The following is a 15,112-nucleotide window of genomic DNA, read 5'->3' as shown; positions in this document are numbered from 1 at the left end:
CCGTAGGGAAACCGAGTCTTAATAGGGCGAATAGTAGCAGGTCGTAGACCCGAAACGGGATGAGCTATCCATGAGCAGGTTGAAGCGAGGGTAACACCTTGTGGAGGACCGAACCCATATAGGTTGAAAACTGTTGGGATGACTTGTGGATAGGGGTGAAAGGCCAATCAAATTCCGTGATAGCTGGTTCTCTTCGAAATGCATTTAGGTGCAGCGTCTGACGAATACTGACGGGGGTACAGCACTGAATTGGCTAGGGGGCTCACCAGCTTACCAAACCATATCAAACTCAGAATACCGTTAAGTAATATCAGGCAGTGAGACTACGGATGCTAAGGTCCGTTGTCGAAAGGGTAAGAGCCCTGACCATCAGCTAAGGTCCCTAAATCGTGTCTAAGTGGGAAAGGTTGTGGAACTACTGTGACATCCAGGAGGTTGGCTTAGAAGCAGCCACCCTTTAAAGAAAGCGTAATAGCTCACTGGACTAGTGGTTCTGCGCCGAAAATGTAACGGGGCTAAAGATACGTACCGAAGCTATGGAATGAACTTTGTTCATTGGTAGAAGAGCATTGTGTTTATCGATGAAGGCGTACCGCGAGGAGCGCTGGAGATCCCACAAGAGCTGATGATGGCATGAGTAGCGATAAGGAGTGTGAGAATCACTCCCGCCGAAAATCTAAGGGTTCCTGGGCCAGGTGACTCCGCCCAGGGTTAGTCGGATCCTAAGGTGAGGCCGAAAGGCGTAATCGATGGGTAACAGGTTAATATTCCTGTACTTGGTTATATTCGTTTGACATGAGGAGTGACGGAGAAAGGTAGCAAATCCCACTGTTGGATGTGGGTTTAAGCGTGTAGGCTGTGTTGTAGGCAAATCCGCAACACGTGAAGGCTGAGGCGTGATGACGAGGGCTTGCCCGAAGTTTGTGATCCTCTGCTTCCCAGAAAAGCTTCGTATGAAGAATGTAATCAATCCGTACCGTAAACCGACACAGGTAGATGAGGAGAGAATCCTCAGGCGCTTGGGAGAACTCTTGTTAAGGAACTCTGCAAATTGGAGCCGTAACTTCGGGATAAGGCTCGCCCCTGTTGGTGACATCGCTTGCCGATGTAGCTGACGGGGGCCGCAGTGAAAAGGGGGTAGCGACTGTTTATCAAAAACATAGGACTCTGCAAACACGCAAGTGGACGTATAGGGTCTGACGCCTGCCCGGTGCTCGAAGGTTAAGAGGAGAGGTTATCCATTAGGAGAAGCTTTGAATCGAAGCCCGAGTAAACGGCGGCCGTAACTATAACGGTCCTAAGGTAGCGAAATTCCTAGTCGGGTAAGTTCCGACCTGCACGAATGGCGTAACGACTTCCCCACTGTCTCAACAAGAGACCCAGCGAAATTGGAGTGCGCGTGAAGATACGCGCTACCCGCGGAAGGACGAAAAGACCCCGTGAACCTTTACTGTAGCTTGACATTGGCTTTTGAATAGTAATGCGTAGGATAGGTGGGAGCTGTTGAGGCGTGCGTTCCGGCGTACGATTAGGCATCCTTGAAATACCACCCTTTGCTATTTGAAATCCTAACCTACCATCGTAATCCGGTGGGGGGACAATGTCTGGTGGGCAGTTTGACTGGGGCGGTCGCCTCCTAAAGAGTAACGGAGGCGCACAAAGGTTCCCTCAGGCCGCATGGAAACCGGCTGTAGAGTGTAAACGCATAAGGGAGCTTGACTGCAACACAAACAAGTGGAGCAGGGTCGAAAGACGGTGTTAGTGATCCGGTGGTTCCGAGTGGAAGGGCCATCGCTCAACGGATAAAAGGTACTCCGGGGATAACAGGCTGATCTCCCCCAAGAGTTCACATCGACGGGGAGGTTTGGCACCTCGATGTCGGCTCATCGCATCCTGGGGCTGGAGCAGGTCCCAAGGGTTAGACTGTTCGTCTATTAAAGCGGTACGCGAGCTGGGTTCAGAACGTCGTGAGACAGTTCGGTCTCTATCCTCCGTGGGCGTAAGAAATTTGAGTGAATCTGACCTTAGTACGAGAGGACCGGGTTGGACGAACCTATGGTGTATCGGTTGTGACGCCAGTTGCATTGCCGAGTAGCTAAGTTCGGAAGGGATAACCGCTGAAAGCATCTAAGTGGGAAGCCCATCATGAGATAAGATTTCTATAAGACAGCTTGTAGACTACGAGCTTGATAGGTCGCATGTGTAAGCGCAGTAATGTGTTGAGCTGAGCGATACTAATTAGTCTTTTTGCTTTATTTAACTTTTACTTTTAAGTTCACTTCTATTTGATATTGTTTTTTAAGTGTGAAAATATCGCTTAATAGACTTGCAAAGGTCGAAAAAAAGAATTAAATATACCAAGAATTAAATTTTTGGTGTGTCGATAGCGGCGGGGAAACACCTGATACCATCCCGAACTCAGCAGTTAAGCCCGCTTGCGCCGAAGGTAGTGCCAGGGTAACTTGGTGTGAGACTAGGAAGATGCACCTTCTATATAAAAAGCCAGGTCAATGATCTGGCTTTTTTTTTGCCTTTTTTTAAGATTAAATTAAATATGATATTGTCGATCCTTACTTTAAGGATTACTCGTTTCTTTTTATTTTGTATGAACTACAGGATAGAAGAAACTTTATCGAAGACTTCTTCAACGCTTATTAAGTTCATCATATCATCTTCTTTTACACGAAAACGCCATGGAACTTCATTTGGAGACTTATGGAAGTACTTTTCTAGAGCTCTAGGATAGGCATTAACACAATTATCTATTTGTCCGAATGGTCCAGTATATTCTGGAGGAACCGCCGTATAGAGACCTATTACTGGCCTATTTAAAGCAGCTGCCATGTGGGCCGGACCTGAGTCTGGTGCGATAACCATTTTTGATTTTAGAAATACATTCTTTAGTCCATTTAAAGATGTTTTTCCGCAAAGATTAATTATGTTAGCTTTTGACTCTTTTTCAATGGAGTCGCAAATATCCTTATCGCTTGGAATACCTGTAAGAACGATAGGAAGCTTTAAGTTTTCCTCAATTCGATTTGTTAACTCGATATAGCTTTTTGTAGGCCATGTTCTCTGAAGAGAAGATGCCTTCGGGTGGATAACGATAAACTTCTCTGAAGGAAGCTGTGAAACCTCTTCTTTTTTATAAGGAAGGTTAAACTCAATTTCTTTTGAATCGATACCTAAATAATCACTGAATCCAAGAAAAGCATTAACAGAGTGTTCTTTTTTGAAAGGGATTGATTCAGAGGTGAAGACTTTTTGGAGGTCACGTCCTCTTTTTGAGTCAAAACCAATCTTTCTCTTTGCTTTTATAAAAGGATAGATAAAGTTAATTCTTAAGTTTGCCTGAGTACAAAGAAGTACATCAAAATTATAAGGAGCAAATACTCTCTTTAATTTGAAGTAATCCTTTAACTTCTTTGGCTTGTCTATTTTTATAAGCTCAATATCTTCAATGCCTTCTATTAGGGGAGCAAAGGTATTGCTTGTAATATAGTAGATTTTAGCATTTGGGTAAGCTTTACGAATACGATTGAGCATTGGCAGGGTCCAAATGATATCCCCGAGGGCCGAAGTTCGCATGATGGCAATTGAGTTAATTTGATCAGATTTCATTTGGTTATTATAGTGATATTTTTTGAAAAAGAAAGGCCCACTTTTTAGCGGGCCTTAAAGTATTTAACTAATTTGAAAAATTAGAATTTTAATTGAACACCAGCTGCTGCCATTGATGCATCATTTTGAGTTGCACCAGCATCAACTTCGTATGTTAGGTAAGTGATATTGAAGTCAATATTCTTATTAAACATATATCTGTAGTGAGCTGCAATTTGAGTGTAGTCATTATTAAGATCTTTCTCGTCACGGTTTTGGTATGTTACTGTGAAAACATTTTTGTTTAGCATATAAGTGATACCAGCAAGAATACGATCGATTTCGTTATCAGCTGCAGTTGTATCATTATTCTCAATACTATAACCAAGGTTGATTTTGAAGCTTCCCATTCCAAGGTTTATACCTGCTAGTGTATAGTTACTATCTTCAGTTGCAGCACTTGCCCATTGGTCATAACCAGCGTAAAGGTCTAGATCAACCTTATCCATCTTTCTTTGGTATCTTAAAAGACCTGAGTAGTGAGTATCACCGTAGTTACCAGTTGGAGTGTTGTCATTACCATTTCCACGATCAGTTGAAAGAGCTATTGTAAGACCACCCATGCTTGGTGTTTCATATGAGAACATATCTGTTCTTGCACGGTATCTGAACCCTAGTCCACCAGATGCAGCACCATCAATTCTTGCACTTGTGTCAGAACCTGCCATTGAAGCTACTGTTGAGCTAAGTGGATCAGACTTAAGCATTACATAATCAAGTGGAGTATATGTTTGCCCCATTTTGAAAGTACCAAATGAAGTCTTCGCTCCAATTGCTGCTTGTCTCATTCTGATTCTGTAGTCATTACCAGCATTTCCCTTAGTTGAGTTAAGACCCATTTCTAGTACGTAAGTACCTTCAATTCCTTCAACTCCCCATTTTCCTTTAGCTCCAAGTCTAGACTCAGAAGAGTCAACGTCAACAAAACCTGAAAAAGAAGTTCTGTTTGAGTTTTCGTTGTCAGTGTAAAGTGCAACTCTGTTTAATTTTCCATAAATTGTTGGCGCATCAATTGTTGCTGTCGCCGCGATTGTTGGAATTGCAACTAGAGAAGCTGCAACTGTCATTAGTTTTTTCATAATTCTCTCCATGAATAAATAATCTAATATAAATATTAAAACGATAGCTAATAAGAATGGCAAGTTAAATACCTGAAAAATATAATGATGATTTAATGAAGAGGTCATGGTATAAGGCATCATGAAGAAAAATTTAGAAAATATGGTTTTACTTGGTACAGCAACTAGGCCCCATGGAATTAAGGGAGCGTTTGTATTCAACCTTGAAAATAAGGTTAATAGCGTTCTTGGAAATGGCTCGACGTTTATGGCCATGCCTCTTAGTGGAAGTAAAATTAGTAAAGATGGTGAAGAAAAAGAAATTAAGACAATCTCTTTTGGTAATAAAGTGATCGCTTATTTAAGTGGTGTTGATAATCGCAATATTACTGAAGAGATGCTTCCTTTTGAAATCTATGTGAGTCGTGATATTTTTCCAGATATTGAAGATGAAGACGAGTTCTATATGTCGGATATTGTGGGCCTAGATGTTTATGACTTAGAGAAAGAAGATATTGTTGGCAAAGTTGTGAAGTACTTCGATAATGGTGCCCATATTGTTCTCGTCACAAAAGTTAATGGAAAGCATGTGGATATCCCATTTGTTGATCATTTTGTTAAATTAGTTAATTTAGAAGAGAATCGTGTGGAATGCTATATTCCACATCTAATGTAATGAATAAAGTTTGGGTTTTAACATTATTTCCACAATTTTTCGCTGCTTTCAAAGATAGTGGCGTAATTGGTAAGTTTCTAGGAAATGAAGTTGAGTTTAATACTCTTTATCTTGGAGACTTCTCGCCTAAGAGTTTTAAAGGCGTTGATGGGGCACCGTATGGTGGAGGCCCTGGTATGGTGATTCGCGCTGATGTATTAGAGCGTGGAATTAATCATATCCTAGAGACGCAGTCGCTTGATAAGTCTCAGTTAGAGATAATATATACTTCTCCTCGTGGGGATGTTTTTGATAACGAAGAAGCAAAACAATTGGCCAAAGGCTTTCAACAGAATAATAAGCAATATGTTTTTATCTGTGGCCGCTATGAGGGAATTGATGAGCGCTTCATATCTCAGTATGTAACAAAAGTGATCTCGCTAGGGGACTATGTTCTATCTGGTGGAGAGTTGGCCGTCATGACTATTGTTGATGCCATGATGAGGTTTTTACCAAAAGCTCTTGGTAATGAAGATAGTGCAATTCTTGATTCTTTTGAGGATGGGCTAATTGAAGGACCGGTTTATACGAGACCGGCCGAGTTTAATGGTATGAAGGTTCCTAATGTCTTGTTAGAGGGAAACCATAAATTGATTGATGAATTTAATCATAGTAAAAAATTAGAATACACTAAGAAGTATAGGCCAGATTTATATAAAGCCTATATGAGAAATAAAGATTAAGGATATACTTAAAGATGAAAGATAATATTTATCTAGGACTAGTACACCACCCAATTAAAAATAAAAGAGATGATATTGTTACGACTTCTGTAACTAATCTTGATATTCACGATATTGCTAGAAGCTGTCGTACATTTGGAATTAAGAACTATTTTATTGTGACGCCACTTGAGGCCCAACATAAGTTAGTTAATCGAATCCTTGGGCACTGGGAAGAAGATGATGCTGGTGTTTATAATCCTGATCGTCAGGATGCACTTGCCATTGCGCGTCTAGTAAACTCAGTTGAAGAAGGGATTAATAAAATCAAGGAGATAGAAGGTGTTGAGCCTTTAGTTTGTGTTACTGGAGCAAATTTTGATTCAAATAACGGTGTAGAAACCGACCTGATCAATAATGCGCGCCTTGACAAAAAGCCTATCTTCCTGTTATTTGGTACAGGATGGGGTCTTCACGCACAAGTACTCGAACGGGCACATTTCGCGCTTGAGCCAATTTTTGGTGGAAGTGCAGATGGATATAATCACTTGTCTGTTCGCTCGGCAGTTGCCATCTATTTAGATCGACTGAATAGTGCCTCTGAGACTTTGAAATAGAACTTGCTTAAGAACAACACTGTGTTGGTCCTCTGAGAAGTTCAAAACGTTATTGTAGGAGTTCGTAATGAATTTAGTAGACGTTGTAAATGAAAATTACAAGAACGCAAATGTAGAGTCTTTCCCAACTTTCAAAACTGGGGATACTGTTGCTGTTCACGCAAGAATCACTGAAGGTCAGAAATCTCGTATTCAGATTTTCCAAGGTGTAGTTATTGCAATGAAAGAAGAAGGTAAACTATCTGGTCACTTCAGAGTTAGAAAAGTTTCTTCTGGAATTGGTGTTGAAAGGGTATTCCCATTCCATTCACCAAACGTAGAAAAGATTGAGATCGTTCAAAGAGGTAAATCTAGAAGATCTAAGCTTTACTACCTAAGAGATCGTTCAGGTAAATCTGCACGTATCGCAATTGACTACGATAGAAAGTAATTTAAAAAACTATTTAAGTCATAAAGAGGCCCGCTTTATAGTGGGCCTTCTTTTTTAAGCTATGTTTGAAAATCAATTTATTACAGATCATAAATTTATCTTAGCAACTGATGAAGTTGGCAGAGGCCCACTTGCTGGACCTGTTGTTACATGTGCAGTTAAGGTATCGATAGCTAACTTAGATACTCTAATTGAAACACTTAAGTCAGTTGGAGTAACAGACTCTAAGAAGTTAACACTCAAGAAGATGGAGAGTATCCTTGATCAATTAGGTGTTCAAAAATTTTTGAAAAAAAATGAACATGAATTATTTGAATATAGTGTTGAGAAAGTTACTCCTAAGAAAATTGATGAACTTAATATTTTTCAGGCAAGCTTACTAGGGATGAAAAAAAGCTGCCATAGTCTTCTTTGTGATTCAAAATCTGTAGTTCTAGTAGATGGGAAGTTTCCATTTTCATCTAAGAGAATTAAAGAGATTCACCCAATCATTAAAGGTGACTCAAAGTCGTCACTAATAGGTCTGGCCTCAATCATTGCGAAAGTATGTCGTGATCACATTATGATTAAAGAAGCTAAGAAGTATCCTCATTACGGATTTGAAAAAAATGCTGGATATCCTACCGCCGTCCATCGCAATGCCATTCAAGAATATGGTATTACCCCGATTCATCGTAAATCATTTAAAGGGGTAAAAGAATTTGTCACGCAAGAAAATTGTTAAAGGTATCTCATTAGAGATTGAAAAGTCTCGCATTGTTCACGGCGAATCTGTTCCTCTTTTGATTTGTCCTACGATGCTGCGTCGTCTGGGATGTGGCCAAGTCGATATTGCTGGGATCTATAAGTATAATGGAGAGTTTTTAATTAGGCTTTTTGAAGTAAAGTCCAGTGGCTTCATGACTAACACTCAGAAGCAAAGATTGTTAAATAGCGCTCATTTTATCTCTTCATACTTTGAAATATCGTGCACAGTGTCGCTAGTTTGAACAACATTTACCTTGCATCGAACGAGGCCTTCTTTTACAATTTTCATATGGTTAAAAAATTATTCTTAATTACTCTTTTTATTTCAACAACTTTTACTAGCTTTCAAGCTAAAGCAGACATGGATCCTCGTGTGAAAATTGTCGCATTAAATGCAGGATATGGAACTGTTGGTGGGGCGCTTCTTGGAACTGCTGCAATGGCATTCGGTTCTTCTGGCCGCTCTGTTGCGATTGGTGCATCTCTTGGACTTTATGCTGGCTTAATCTTTGGTGGTTATATTGTTGGAAGTCATGAGTATAGAAAGAATAATCGTATGCAACCAAGTCAGGAAAATTACTACTACCCTGATACGAATGATAGTCCTTATCAGGATTCTCGCTTCCAAGGCGGTGGTGGTTACAATTATCAAGGCTCAATTAATCAAGATGGCTTCTCTTTAGAAGGCCCGGCCGAAATTGGTTTTAAACAAGAACGTCCAGGCCAAGATTTTTATGTGAATCTTTTAAATTATCAGTTCTGAAAAGTACGCTTCTTCTGACCATAAAATTGTGAAAGTTCAGTATCGTCAGTTTCGAATTCGTTAATTAGGATTTCCATTGCATCAAAATTGTAGATTTTAAATACTTTTAAAAACTCTGGCGCAACATTTGAAAGTCTAACTTGGTCACGTCTTTTATTTAAGGCCTTAATTGTATCTACAAATACACCTATTCCAGACGAGCCAACAAAATTAAGGGCCGTTAGGTCAAGAGTGATTAATGAAGTAGGGTGAGTGTTAGTGATTGTTGCTAACTCCTGCTTAAGAGGAATGATATTTTCATAATCCATTCCACCTTCGATATGAACAGTGATATTTCCTGTTGAATCTGTACGTACTCTTGCTTGCATTGTCATTTAAACTCCTTCTTCTACAAAATAACAGCATCTAATAATTATTGTAACGCATGGCGCATTAAGATTTTAGATGGAAGTTATTTCTTATGTAAGTTATAAATAAAGAGAATCATTAAAAATTAGGATTGAGTTTGAGACTAACACTTGTAACAACACCAATAGGAAACCTTGGAGACATAACCGAGAATATGCGTCAGGCATTTAGAGATTGTGATCTTGTTCTTGCTGAAGATACTCGTGTTTTTCGCTCTCTTTTATCAAAATTGGAGATAGAGCGTTCAGATTTGAAAGTTGTCTCATTCAATGATCACTCTCAAGATAATCTTCCATACTTTCTTGGATTAATTAAAACTGCACAGATGCCAATTCTTGTTTCAGATGCAGGTAGTCCGATTATCTCTGATCCTGGACATATTCTAGTGAAAGAGCTTATTAAAGAAGGTGGTGAAGTAACATCGGTTGCAGGACCAAGTGCTGTTACTGTAGCTCTTGAGTTAAGTGGAATGGCCCCAAATCCATTTTGTTTTTATGGATTCCTACCACGAAAAAAAGGTGAGATTTCAACAAAGTTTCAGCAAGCTTACCAAGCAAATGTAACGTCTCTCTTTTTTGAATCTCCTCATCGTGTTCATGGTACTCTCGAGCAGCTGTCGCAAGAGTTTCCTGAGGCACAAGTAAGTGTTTGTCGTGAGTTGACAAAGAAGTTTGAAGAGTGTGTTCGTTTTTGTGCGAAGGACTTTGAAGAAGAAATGGTTAATGCAAAGGGAGAGTTTGTTCTTGTTATTTCTTGGCCTAAGTTAGAAGGGGCAAATACCGCTTCTAGTGAAGAGTTTGAGAAGTTAGCACAAAACTACCTTGGCAAGCAGACGCCAAAAAATCTTGCAAAATTACTGGCAAAAATAACTAATCGAAAGACACAAGATATATATCAAGAGCTTACTTCTAAATAATCCTTTTTTTCCAGTGTCTTATTACTAGTAAAAATTTCTAATCCAAGTTAAAATTAAATAAATTGGAGTTAGAATGATCGTTAAAGTCATTGGAGGCCACGGTGGGGTCTCTCCACAGTGTCGAGCAACATCGTATTTAGTGGATGATAAATTATTAATTGATGCAGGATCAATTGCAACAGGTATAAGTGTAAAAGAACAAACTGAGATAGATAATATTCTTATTTCACATTCTCACCTTGATCATATTTCTGATTTGGCTTTTCTGGCCGATAATTGTTTTGGTTTAAAAGATAACCCATTTTATATTTGGACTTCCAACGAAGTACAATCAAATATTCAAAAGCATTTATTAAATGACGAGATTTGGCCGGACTTTACAAAACTGCCAACCGAAAGTGATCCTACTTTAAAGTTTTCAAATATTGAATGTGGAGAAACGAAAAAGATTGGTGAGTATACTGTTCATGCGGTCAAGGTTAATCACTTCGCTGGCTCTCTGGGCTTTATTATTGAAAAGAATGACTGTGCCATTATCTTTACACAGGATACAGGTCCAACAGATGCTATTTGGGAAAAGGCCAAGACAATTAATAATATTAAAGCGATCTTTTCAGAAGTGAGCTTTCCTAATTCATACCTTCAACTAGCGACAGATAGTCGTCACCATACTGCTGAGACAATGGGGCTTGAAATCAAAAAGATGCCTAAGGATATTCCTATTTACTTAGGGCATTTAAAGCCAAATTACTTAGATCAGCTAACGAAAGAAATTGATGCTATTAATGGAGATGGCCGAATTAATATTCTTGGTTCTGAAAATAAGAGCTATAAGTTTTAAGAGATTTTTATAGTCAATTTTTTTATTTCGTGAGATATCTCTTGCCGTGAAAAATACAGATACTTTCCATTGTCAAAAACTAGAAAACACGTTTCTTACACGTCTAACTCAACTATGTGGCAAGGAGAGTTTTAGACCAAAGCTTGATCACATCAGAAACTTTCTTATTCATGATAGACGTGTCATTGAGTCGCGATCTAAGGTTATAATTGTCGGTGGGACAAATGGAAAAGGTGAAACTTGCCATAGCTTAAGCTACCTTTATAAGAGAGCTGGTTTCACGAGCTGTTTGTGGACCTCTCCTCATGTTCTTTCAATCACTGAACGATTTAAATTAAATGAAAATAATATTTCAATTGATGAGTTAACTGCATTACTTAATGAGCATGAAGAAGTTATTAAAGATCTCAAGCTATCTTTTTATGAAGCCTTATTTGTACTTTTTATAAAATTTGCTCTTAAGCATGAAACTGATTTTGTTATACTCGAGGTTGGCCTTGGGGGACGTTTTGATGCAACAAATATTTTTACAAGACCTGTTGCTGCAATAACTTCTATCGGTTTAGATCATACAGAAATTTTGGGTAGCACTTTAAAAGAAATTTTATTTGAGAAATACGGTATAACACGTATGGGTGGAAAGCTGTTTGAAAATGTAGAGCAAACTTTTCTAAAAGATATTTTAGCTCAATGGTGTGGACGTGATGATATTGCTTTAACTTCTGTCACTCAACAAAAGGATTTGCCTTACTTTGAGAAGAATAGACAAATGGCAATAGCTCTCTATCAGGAGTCGACTGGGAAAAAGCTCGATGAAGAAGTTATTTCTAAGATTGAGTGGCCTCTAACGCCTGGACGCTGGGATCGCATGAGTGTTGAAGGTAGAGATTTTGTTTTTGTTGGAGCCCACAATCAACTAGGACATAAAGAGTTATTAAAAAGTATTTCAGATTGCCAAGGACAAGAGACATATGATGTTCTCATAAGCTTTTCTTCTGGAAGAGAGGCCCAGATAAAATCCACGCTAAAGCTATACGAAACTTACCCTTGTGTTATTAAGTCCATTAATGTTTTAAGCTATGAGCACGAAAGGGCCCTTAGTAAAGAAACACTTCAACAAAACTTAAAGACAGGCACAAAAGTGTATGAATTGCACAATTTTCTCGATACAATATTAAGTACTAATGAGGAAATTGACGCAAAAAAACAATCAAATATCGAATCTCTTAGATCTGGTTCCAACAAAATACTTGTTGTGGGCTCTTATTACTTTATCGCTTGTATGCAAAAGTATCTTCGTTCTAAGTATTCAAACTAATATCTACGCAGACACTCCAAAGGTTTTGGCCTTTGGTGAAAATGATGAAGTCCAAATTCTTTCTGATAAAGCTTATCGTAAAAGTAGTGATAACTCGTATGAGGCACATGGTAATGTTATTATCAAACTTGGAACTGATACGATCTACGGTGAAAAGGCCAGTATCTCTCTAGCGACAAAAGTTGGAAAAATTTGGGGGAATGTACGTTATGCTGGGCCAAAGTTTAATCTCTATGGAACACAAATTTCATACTCTCTACAAAAGGCAGAGTTTTCTGTTAAGAATGCAAAACTAGTTGATGAAAACTTTGTTTTAAGAGGGAAGGAAATCGTTCGCCATGATAGTGGTGTCTTTAAAGCGATTGAAGCTGAGTTTACAACTTGTAAGGATTGTCCTGAGTCTTGGAGTATTCAAGGTCAAGAAGTGACAGTTGTTCCAGATGATTATATTAGCCTAAAGCATGCTTTTGTGAAAATTAATGGTGTAATCATTGTTTATATTCCATATGTTTCACTGCCAATCAGAAAGGTGAGGGAGTCAGGACTCTTATTTCCAACGATCGGCCTTGATTTTGATGAAGGCTTTTATTTCAAGCAACCAATTTTTTGGGCCATTAATGATAATAGTGACGCTACATTTTCTCCTACTGTTTTTGGAAAGCGTGGAAATGGATTAGCTGTTGAATATAGAAATACTCTTGGTAAATACTCTAATATTGAATTTGATGGAAAAACTGTAAATGATAAAATTTGGCAACCCGGAAAGCTAGATCTTGAGCCTAGTGGAAAAGATGAAATCAGAGGAGCCTACAAGCTTAATTATTTCTATCATCCAAATAATAAGTTATCATTCTGGGCAAACTCTACATACCTAACAGATCTAGATATTCAAAGTGACTATGAAGAGTATTTTGAAAAAAATATCTATATGGGAAGTGAGAAGGGATCACGACTTTCTACTGACTATATGGGAGACTCTGTTATTGCAAACTTATACTCAAGCTTTATGAGTAATAGTATCTTTAGTGACCCCGAAGGTTTTGATACAGACTATGTTCAAAATACAGCAACCCTTGGTGTAGGCCACAGGCCATTTAATATTTTTAATTCGAAAGGTATTCTATCTAAAATTAACTTTTATCAAAATTTAAAATTTGATTATTTTAAACAAGATGTTGTGAATGAAAACTTATATTATAGAAATATTCAGCGTTTCGATTATAATCCATCTTTAGAATTTGTCTTAAGACCTATTTCACATATTAATATAAAAATGGAATCAGGTCTTGATGCTCAATACTATGTCCTTCCAACTGAAAATACTGAGAAACAGAATGGGTACAAGTATGGGAACTACGTCAATACATCAATGTGGGTGGATATTGAAAAAGTTTACGGCCGTGCTTATATTCAAGAAGAGATCGTTAAGCCTGTTCTTATTGAAGATACAGAGAGAAATTTAATTGCTAAAATTCCTCGCTCAGAAAGTGAAGAGTTAGACGTAAGAAAATTATATCGTTCTTCTTATAAGCATAGTCTTAAGTTTGGTATTAATCACTTTTATTATAATGCTCAAAAATATCGTGGTAACGAAAGACTTGGTGATCAGTTCGCTCTTCTTGAGGATAATGGACGTTTTGATGAAAGAGATATTATTAGAGGTCGAAATAATACTCTTCAAGATGTATCTACTCGAACTGACCTGCCTGAGTCTAATACGATTGAATTAGTATTTAATAATAATATATTGAAGAAAACACCTAGGCCCAATTATCAGATGTTTAAGAACTTCAATTATCAACTTGATAATTACGAATATTCAAAGATTGCGTATTTTAATATCTCACAGGGTCTAATCCTTGAAGATAACGAAGAGGCAGCAACAGATACAGATGATAGATTAACAAGGCTTGCCATCTTAAGTGGACTAAATCTTAACAATTTTTCATTGAACCTCTCGGAGTATTACTTCCATACGGAGAGTAAACATATCACTTCATTAAGTATGAGACACGATTTAAAAAGGTTTCAGTATGAGCTTGGGTTTAATTATGATTCATTCTCTGAAGATCGTCGATACTTTACGATTGATGTGGACTTTGAGTTGAACGACATCTTTTCATTTAGAACAGGTTATTATTACGATTTTGAACTTGAAAGAGTTTATGAGTCCTATCTTGGTACTCGATATAATCCTTTAAATAATTGTTGGGTATTTGATATTGAATATAGGCAAAAAGATGAGTTCGTTAATAATAAGCTAAACCTCGATCAGTCGATTTCGTTAAAAATTCTTATCAATTATAACGCTAAGAATTTTGACTCTGTCTTTGGGGTAACTCTGTGAAGCTAGTCTTTATCGACTTTGAAGATAGTTTTACAAATAATATACTTTCTTACTTTAGTGAATTTGACTTTGAAATCGAAGTTATTAACTTTCGAAAACTTTCGCCTTCAAATATCACTCATTATCTTAAAAATAATTTTGTTGTGCTCGGCCCTGGTCCTGGTCATCCTGATGAGTATTTAAAACTGTTTAAAGATACGAAGATTGATTTTAAAGCTGAGCTACAAAAAGCAAGACGACTTATTGGTATATGTCTTGGCCATCAAATAATTCTTCACTTGTTTGATGAGTTAAAAGTTGTGAGAAGCTCTAGGCCGATGCATGGCCAAACAGTTGAGATGGAGATAGGAGAGGGCCAAATTTTATTTGATTGTTTTAGTGAAGTTGATAGGGAGGTTCTCTTGGGAGCTAAGCTTCAGCGATATAACTCTTTAACATTACAAATTGATAGTGGATGTTATTACTCGGGTAGCTGGGGAAGTGAAACTCAGTTTGTCTTTGATAAACACAATGAATTATTAATGGCATATAGGCCTAATCACTTTCTAACAATGCAGTTTCATCCAGAGTCTGTAGGGACTTCATGCAATAATATCCTCTTTCAAGCAATGAATAAGTTTTTCATGTAGA

The 15,112-nt window shown here is 37.9% G+C and carries 15 protein-coding genes and 2 rRNA genes (1 of these 17 cut by a window edge); 14 read left to right on the top strand and 3 right to left on the bottom strand.

Annotated features, from left to right (window positions below; all coding sequences use genetic code 11):
- Together ACRXC1_RS09305 and rrf are read left to right on the top strand one after the other, a co-directional pair.
- Positions 1-2,259, top strand: a 23S ribosomal RNA gene (locus tag ACRXC1_RS09305); it begins 666 nt to the left of the window's first position.
- 114 nt (positions 2,260-2,373) lie between these two features.
- Positions 2,374-2,490 (top strand): 5S ribosomal RNA (gene rrf, locus ACRXC1_RS09300).
- A 120-nt stretch (positions 2,491-2,610) separates the two neighbouring features.
- Here rrf and ACRXC1_RS09295 read toward each other — a convergent pair.
- Together ACRXC1_RS09295 and ACRXC1_RS09290 are read right to left on the bottom strand one after the other, a co-directional pair.
- Complete coding sequence (locus ACRXC1_RS09295) at positions 2,611-3,621, bottom strand: glycosyltransferase family 9 protein (protein WP_433658257.1); 1,011 nt, start codon at positions 3,619-3,621, stop codon at positions 2,611-2,613.
- Between the two features lie 80 nt (positions 3,622-3,701).
- Positions 3,702-4,739 carry a porin gene (locus ACRXC1_RS09290; protein ID WP_433658255.1) on the bottom strand — a complete coding sequence of 346 codons (1,038 nt, stop codon included), beginning with the start codon at positions 4,737-4,739 and terminating at the stop codon, positions 3,702-3,704.
- A gap of 121 nt (positions 4,740-4,860) precedes the next feature.
- Here ACRXC1_RS09290 and rimM point away from each other — a divergent pair, with 121 nt between their 5' ends.
- From rimM to ACRXC1_RS09255, 7 genes are all read left to right on the top strand, one after another.
- On the top strand, positions 4,861-5,394 hold the full coding sequence (gene rimM, locus ACRXC1_RS09285; protein ID WP_392860237.1) for a ribosome maturation factor RimM: 534 nt from the start codon (positions 4,861-4,863) through the stop codon (positions 5,392-5,394).
- The gene (trmD, locus tag ACRXC1_RS09280) at positions 5,394-6,116 is read left to right on the top strand and encodes a tRNA (guanosine(37)-N1)-methyltransferase TrmD (RefSeq protein WP_392912034.1); all 723 of its coding nucleotides are present in this window, start codon (positions 5,394-5,396) and stop codon (positions 6,114-6,116) included. Before rimM ends, trmD begins: the two co-directional genes overlap by 1 nt.
- 14 nt (positions 6,117-6,130) lie before the next feature.
- Entirely contained in the window at positions 6,131-6,712 is a 582-nt protein-coding gene (locus ACRXC1_RS09275) for an RNA methyltransferase (RefSeq protein WP_392912032.1), read from the top strand.
- Between the two features lie 67 nt (positions 6,713-6,779).
- The gene (gene rplS, locus ACRXC1_RS09270; protein WP_392860242.1) at positions 6,780-7,142 is read left to right on the top strand and encodes a 50S ribosomal protein L19; all 363 of its coding nucleotides are present in this window, start codon (positions 6,780-6,782) and stop codon (positions 7,140-7,142) included.
- A 61-nt stretch (positions 7,143-7,203) separates the two neighbouring features.
- On the top strand, positions 7,204-7,866 hold the full coding sequence (locus ACRXC1_RS09265) for a ribonuclease HII (RefSeq protein ID WP_392912030.1): 663 nt from the start codon (positions 7,204-7,206) through the stop codon (positions 7,864-7,866).
- Positions 7,844-8,131 carry a hypothetical protein gene (locus tag ACRXC1_RS09260; protein ID WP_392912028.1) on the top strand — a complete coding sequence of 96 codons (288 nt, stop codon included), beginning with the start codon at positions 7,844-7,846 and terminating at the stop codon, positions 8,129-8,131. The genes ACRXC1_RS09265 and ACRXC1_RS09260 overlap by 23 nt, the downstream gene beginning before the upstream one ends.
- A gap of 47 nt (positions 8,132-8,178) precedes the next feature.
- Positions 8,179-8,652 (top strand): hypothetical protein, encoded by a 474-nt coding sequence (locus tag ACRXC1_RS09255; protein ID WP_392912026.1) that lies wholly within the window; start codon positions 8,179-8,181, stop codon positions 8,650-8,652.
- Here ACRXC1_RS09255 and ACRXC1_RS09250 read toward each other — a convergent pair.
- Positions 8,643-9,026, bottom strand: a complete 384-nt coding sequence (locus tag ACRXC1_RS09250) for an STAS domain-containing protein (protein WP_021267371.1) — start codon at positions 9,024-9,026, stop codon at positions 8,643-8,645. The two genes, ACRXC1_RS09255 and ACRXC1_RS09250, sit on opposite strands and share 10 nt — an antisense overlap.
- A gap of 131 nt (positions 9,027-9,157) precedes the next feature.
- On the opposite strand from ACRXC1_RS09250, the gene rsmI reads away from it, so the two are divergent.
- The 5 genes from rsmI to ACRXC1_RS09225 all read left to right on the top strand — a co-directional run bounded on the left by rsmI (position 9,158) and on the right by ACRXC1_RS09225 (position 15,111).
- Positions 9,158-9,976, top strand: a complete 819-nt coding sequence (rsmI, locus tag ACRXC1_RS09245; protein WP_392912024.1) for a 16S rRNA (cytidine(1402)-2'-O)-methyltransferase — start codon at positions 9,158-9,160, stop codon at positions 9,974-9,976.
- Between the two features lie 73 nt (positions 9,977-10,049).
- Positions 10,050-10,817, top strand: coding sequence for an MBL fold metallo-hydrolase (locus tag ACRXC1_RS09240; protein ID WP_433658249.1), 768 nt, complete (start codon positions 10,050-10,052; stop codon positions 10,815-10,817).
- A 46-nt stretch (positions 10,818-10,863) separates the two neighbouring features.
- Complete coding sequence (locus ACRXC1_RS09235) at positions 10,864-12,135, top strand: hypothetical protein (protein WP_433658247.1); 1,272 nt, start codon at positions 10,864-10,866, stop codon at positions 12,133-12,135.
- Positions 12,071-14,482: an LPS-assembly protein LptD gene (locus ACRXC1_RS09230; RefSeq protein WP_433658245.1), complete on the top strand. Its 2,412-nt coding sequence runs from the start codon at positions 12,071-12,073 to the stop codon at positions 14,480-14,482. Before ACRXC1_RS09235 ends, ACRXC1_RS09230 begins: the two co-directional genes overlap by 65 nt.
- Positions 14,479-15,111, top strand: coding sequence for an aminodeoxychorismate/anthranilate synthase component II (locus tag ACRXC1_RS09225; protein WP_433658244.1), 633 nt, complete (start codon positions 14,479-14,481; stop codon positions 15,109-15,111). Before ACRXC1_RS09230 ends, ACRXC1_RS09225 begins: the two co-directional genes overlap by 4 nt.
- Position 15,112 lies beyond the last annotated feature (1 nt).

The sequence above is a fragment of the Halobacteriovorax sp. GFR8 genome (genome assembly GCF_050955245.1).
Taxonomy (GTDB): domain Bacteria; phylum Bdellovibrionota; class Bacteriovoracia; order Bacteriovoracales; family Bacteriovoracaceae; genus Halobacteriovorax_A.
The sequence above is the reverse complement of the archived record's forward strand: the minus strand, read 5'-3'. Positions and strand labels throughout refer to the sequence as shown.

Coding starts and splice junctions, on each gene's coding strand:
- ACRXC1_RS09250 (WP_021267371.1), bottom strand. CDS start 9,026: ATGACAATGCAAGCAAGAGTACGTACAGATTCAACAGGAAATATCACT.
- trmD (WP_392912034.1), top strand. CDS start 5,394: ATGAATAAAGTTTGGGTTTTAACATTATTTCCACAATTTTTCGCTGCT.
- ACRXC1_RS09290 (WP_433658255.1), bottom strand. CDS start 4,739: ATGAAAAAACTAATGACAGTTGCAGCTTCTCTAGTTGCAATTCCAACA.
- ACRXC1_RS09265 (WP_392912030.1), top strand. CDS start 7,204: ATGTTTGAAAATCAATTTATTACAGATCATAAATTTATCTTAGCAACT.
- ACRXC1_RS09255 (WP_392912026.1), top strand. CDS start 8,179: ATGGTTAAAAAATTATTCTTAATTACTCTTTTTATTTCAACAACTTTT.
- rimM (WP_392860237.1), top strand. CDS start 4,861: ATGAAGAAAAATTTAGAAAATATGGTTTTACTTGGTACAGCAACTAGG.
- ACRXC1_RS09295 (WP_433658257.1), bottom strand. CDS start 3,621: ATGAAATCTGATCAAATTAACTCAATTGCCATCATGCGAACTTCGGCC.
- rplS (WP_392860242.1), top strand. CDS start 6,780: ATGAATTTAGTAGACGTTGTAAATGAAAATTACAAGAACGCAAATGTA.
- ACRXC1_RS09240 (WP_433658249.1), top strand. CDS start 10,050: ATGATCGTTAAAGTCATTGGAGGCCACGGTGGGGTCTCTCCACAGTGT.
- ACRXC1_RS09275 (WP_392912032.1), top strand. CDS start 6,131: ATGAAAGATAATATTTATCTAGGACTAGTACACCACCCAATTAAAAAT.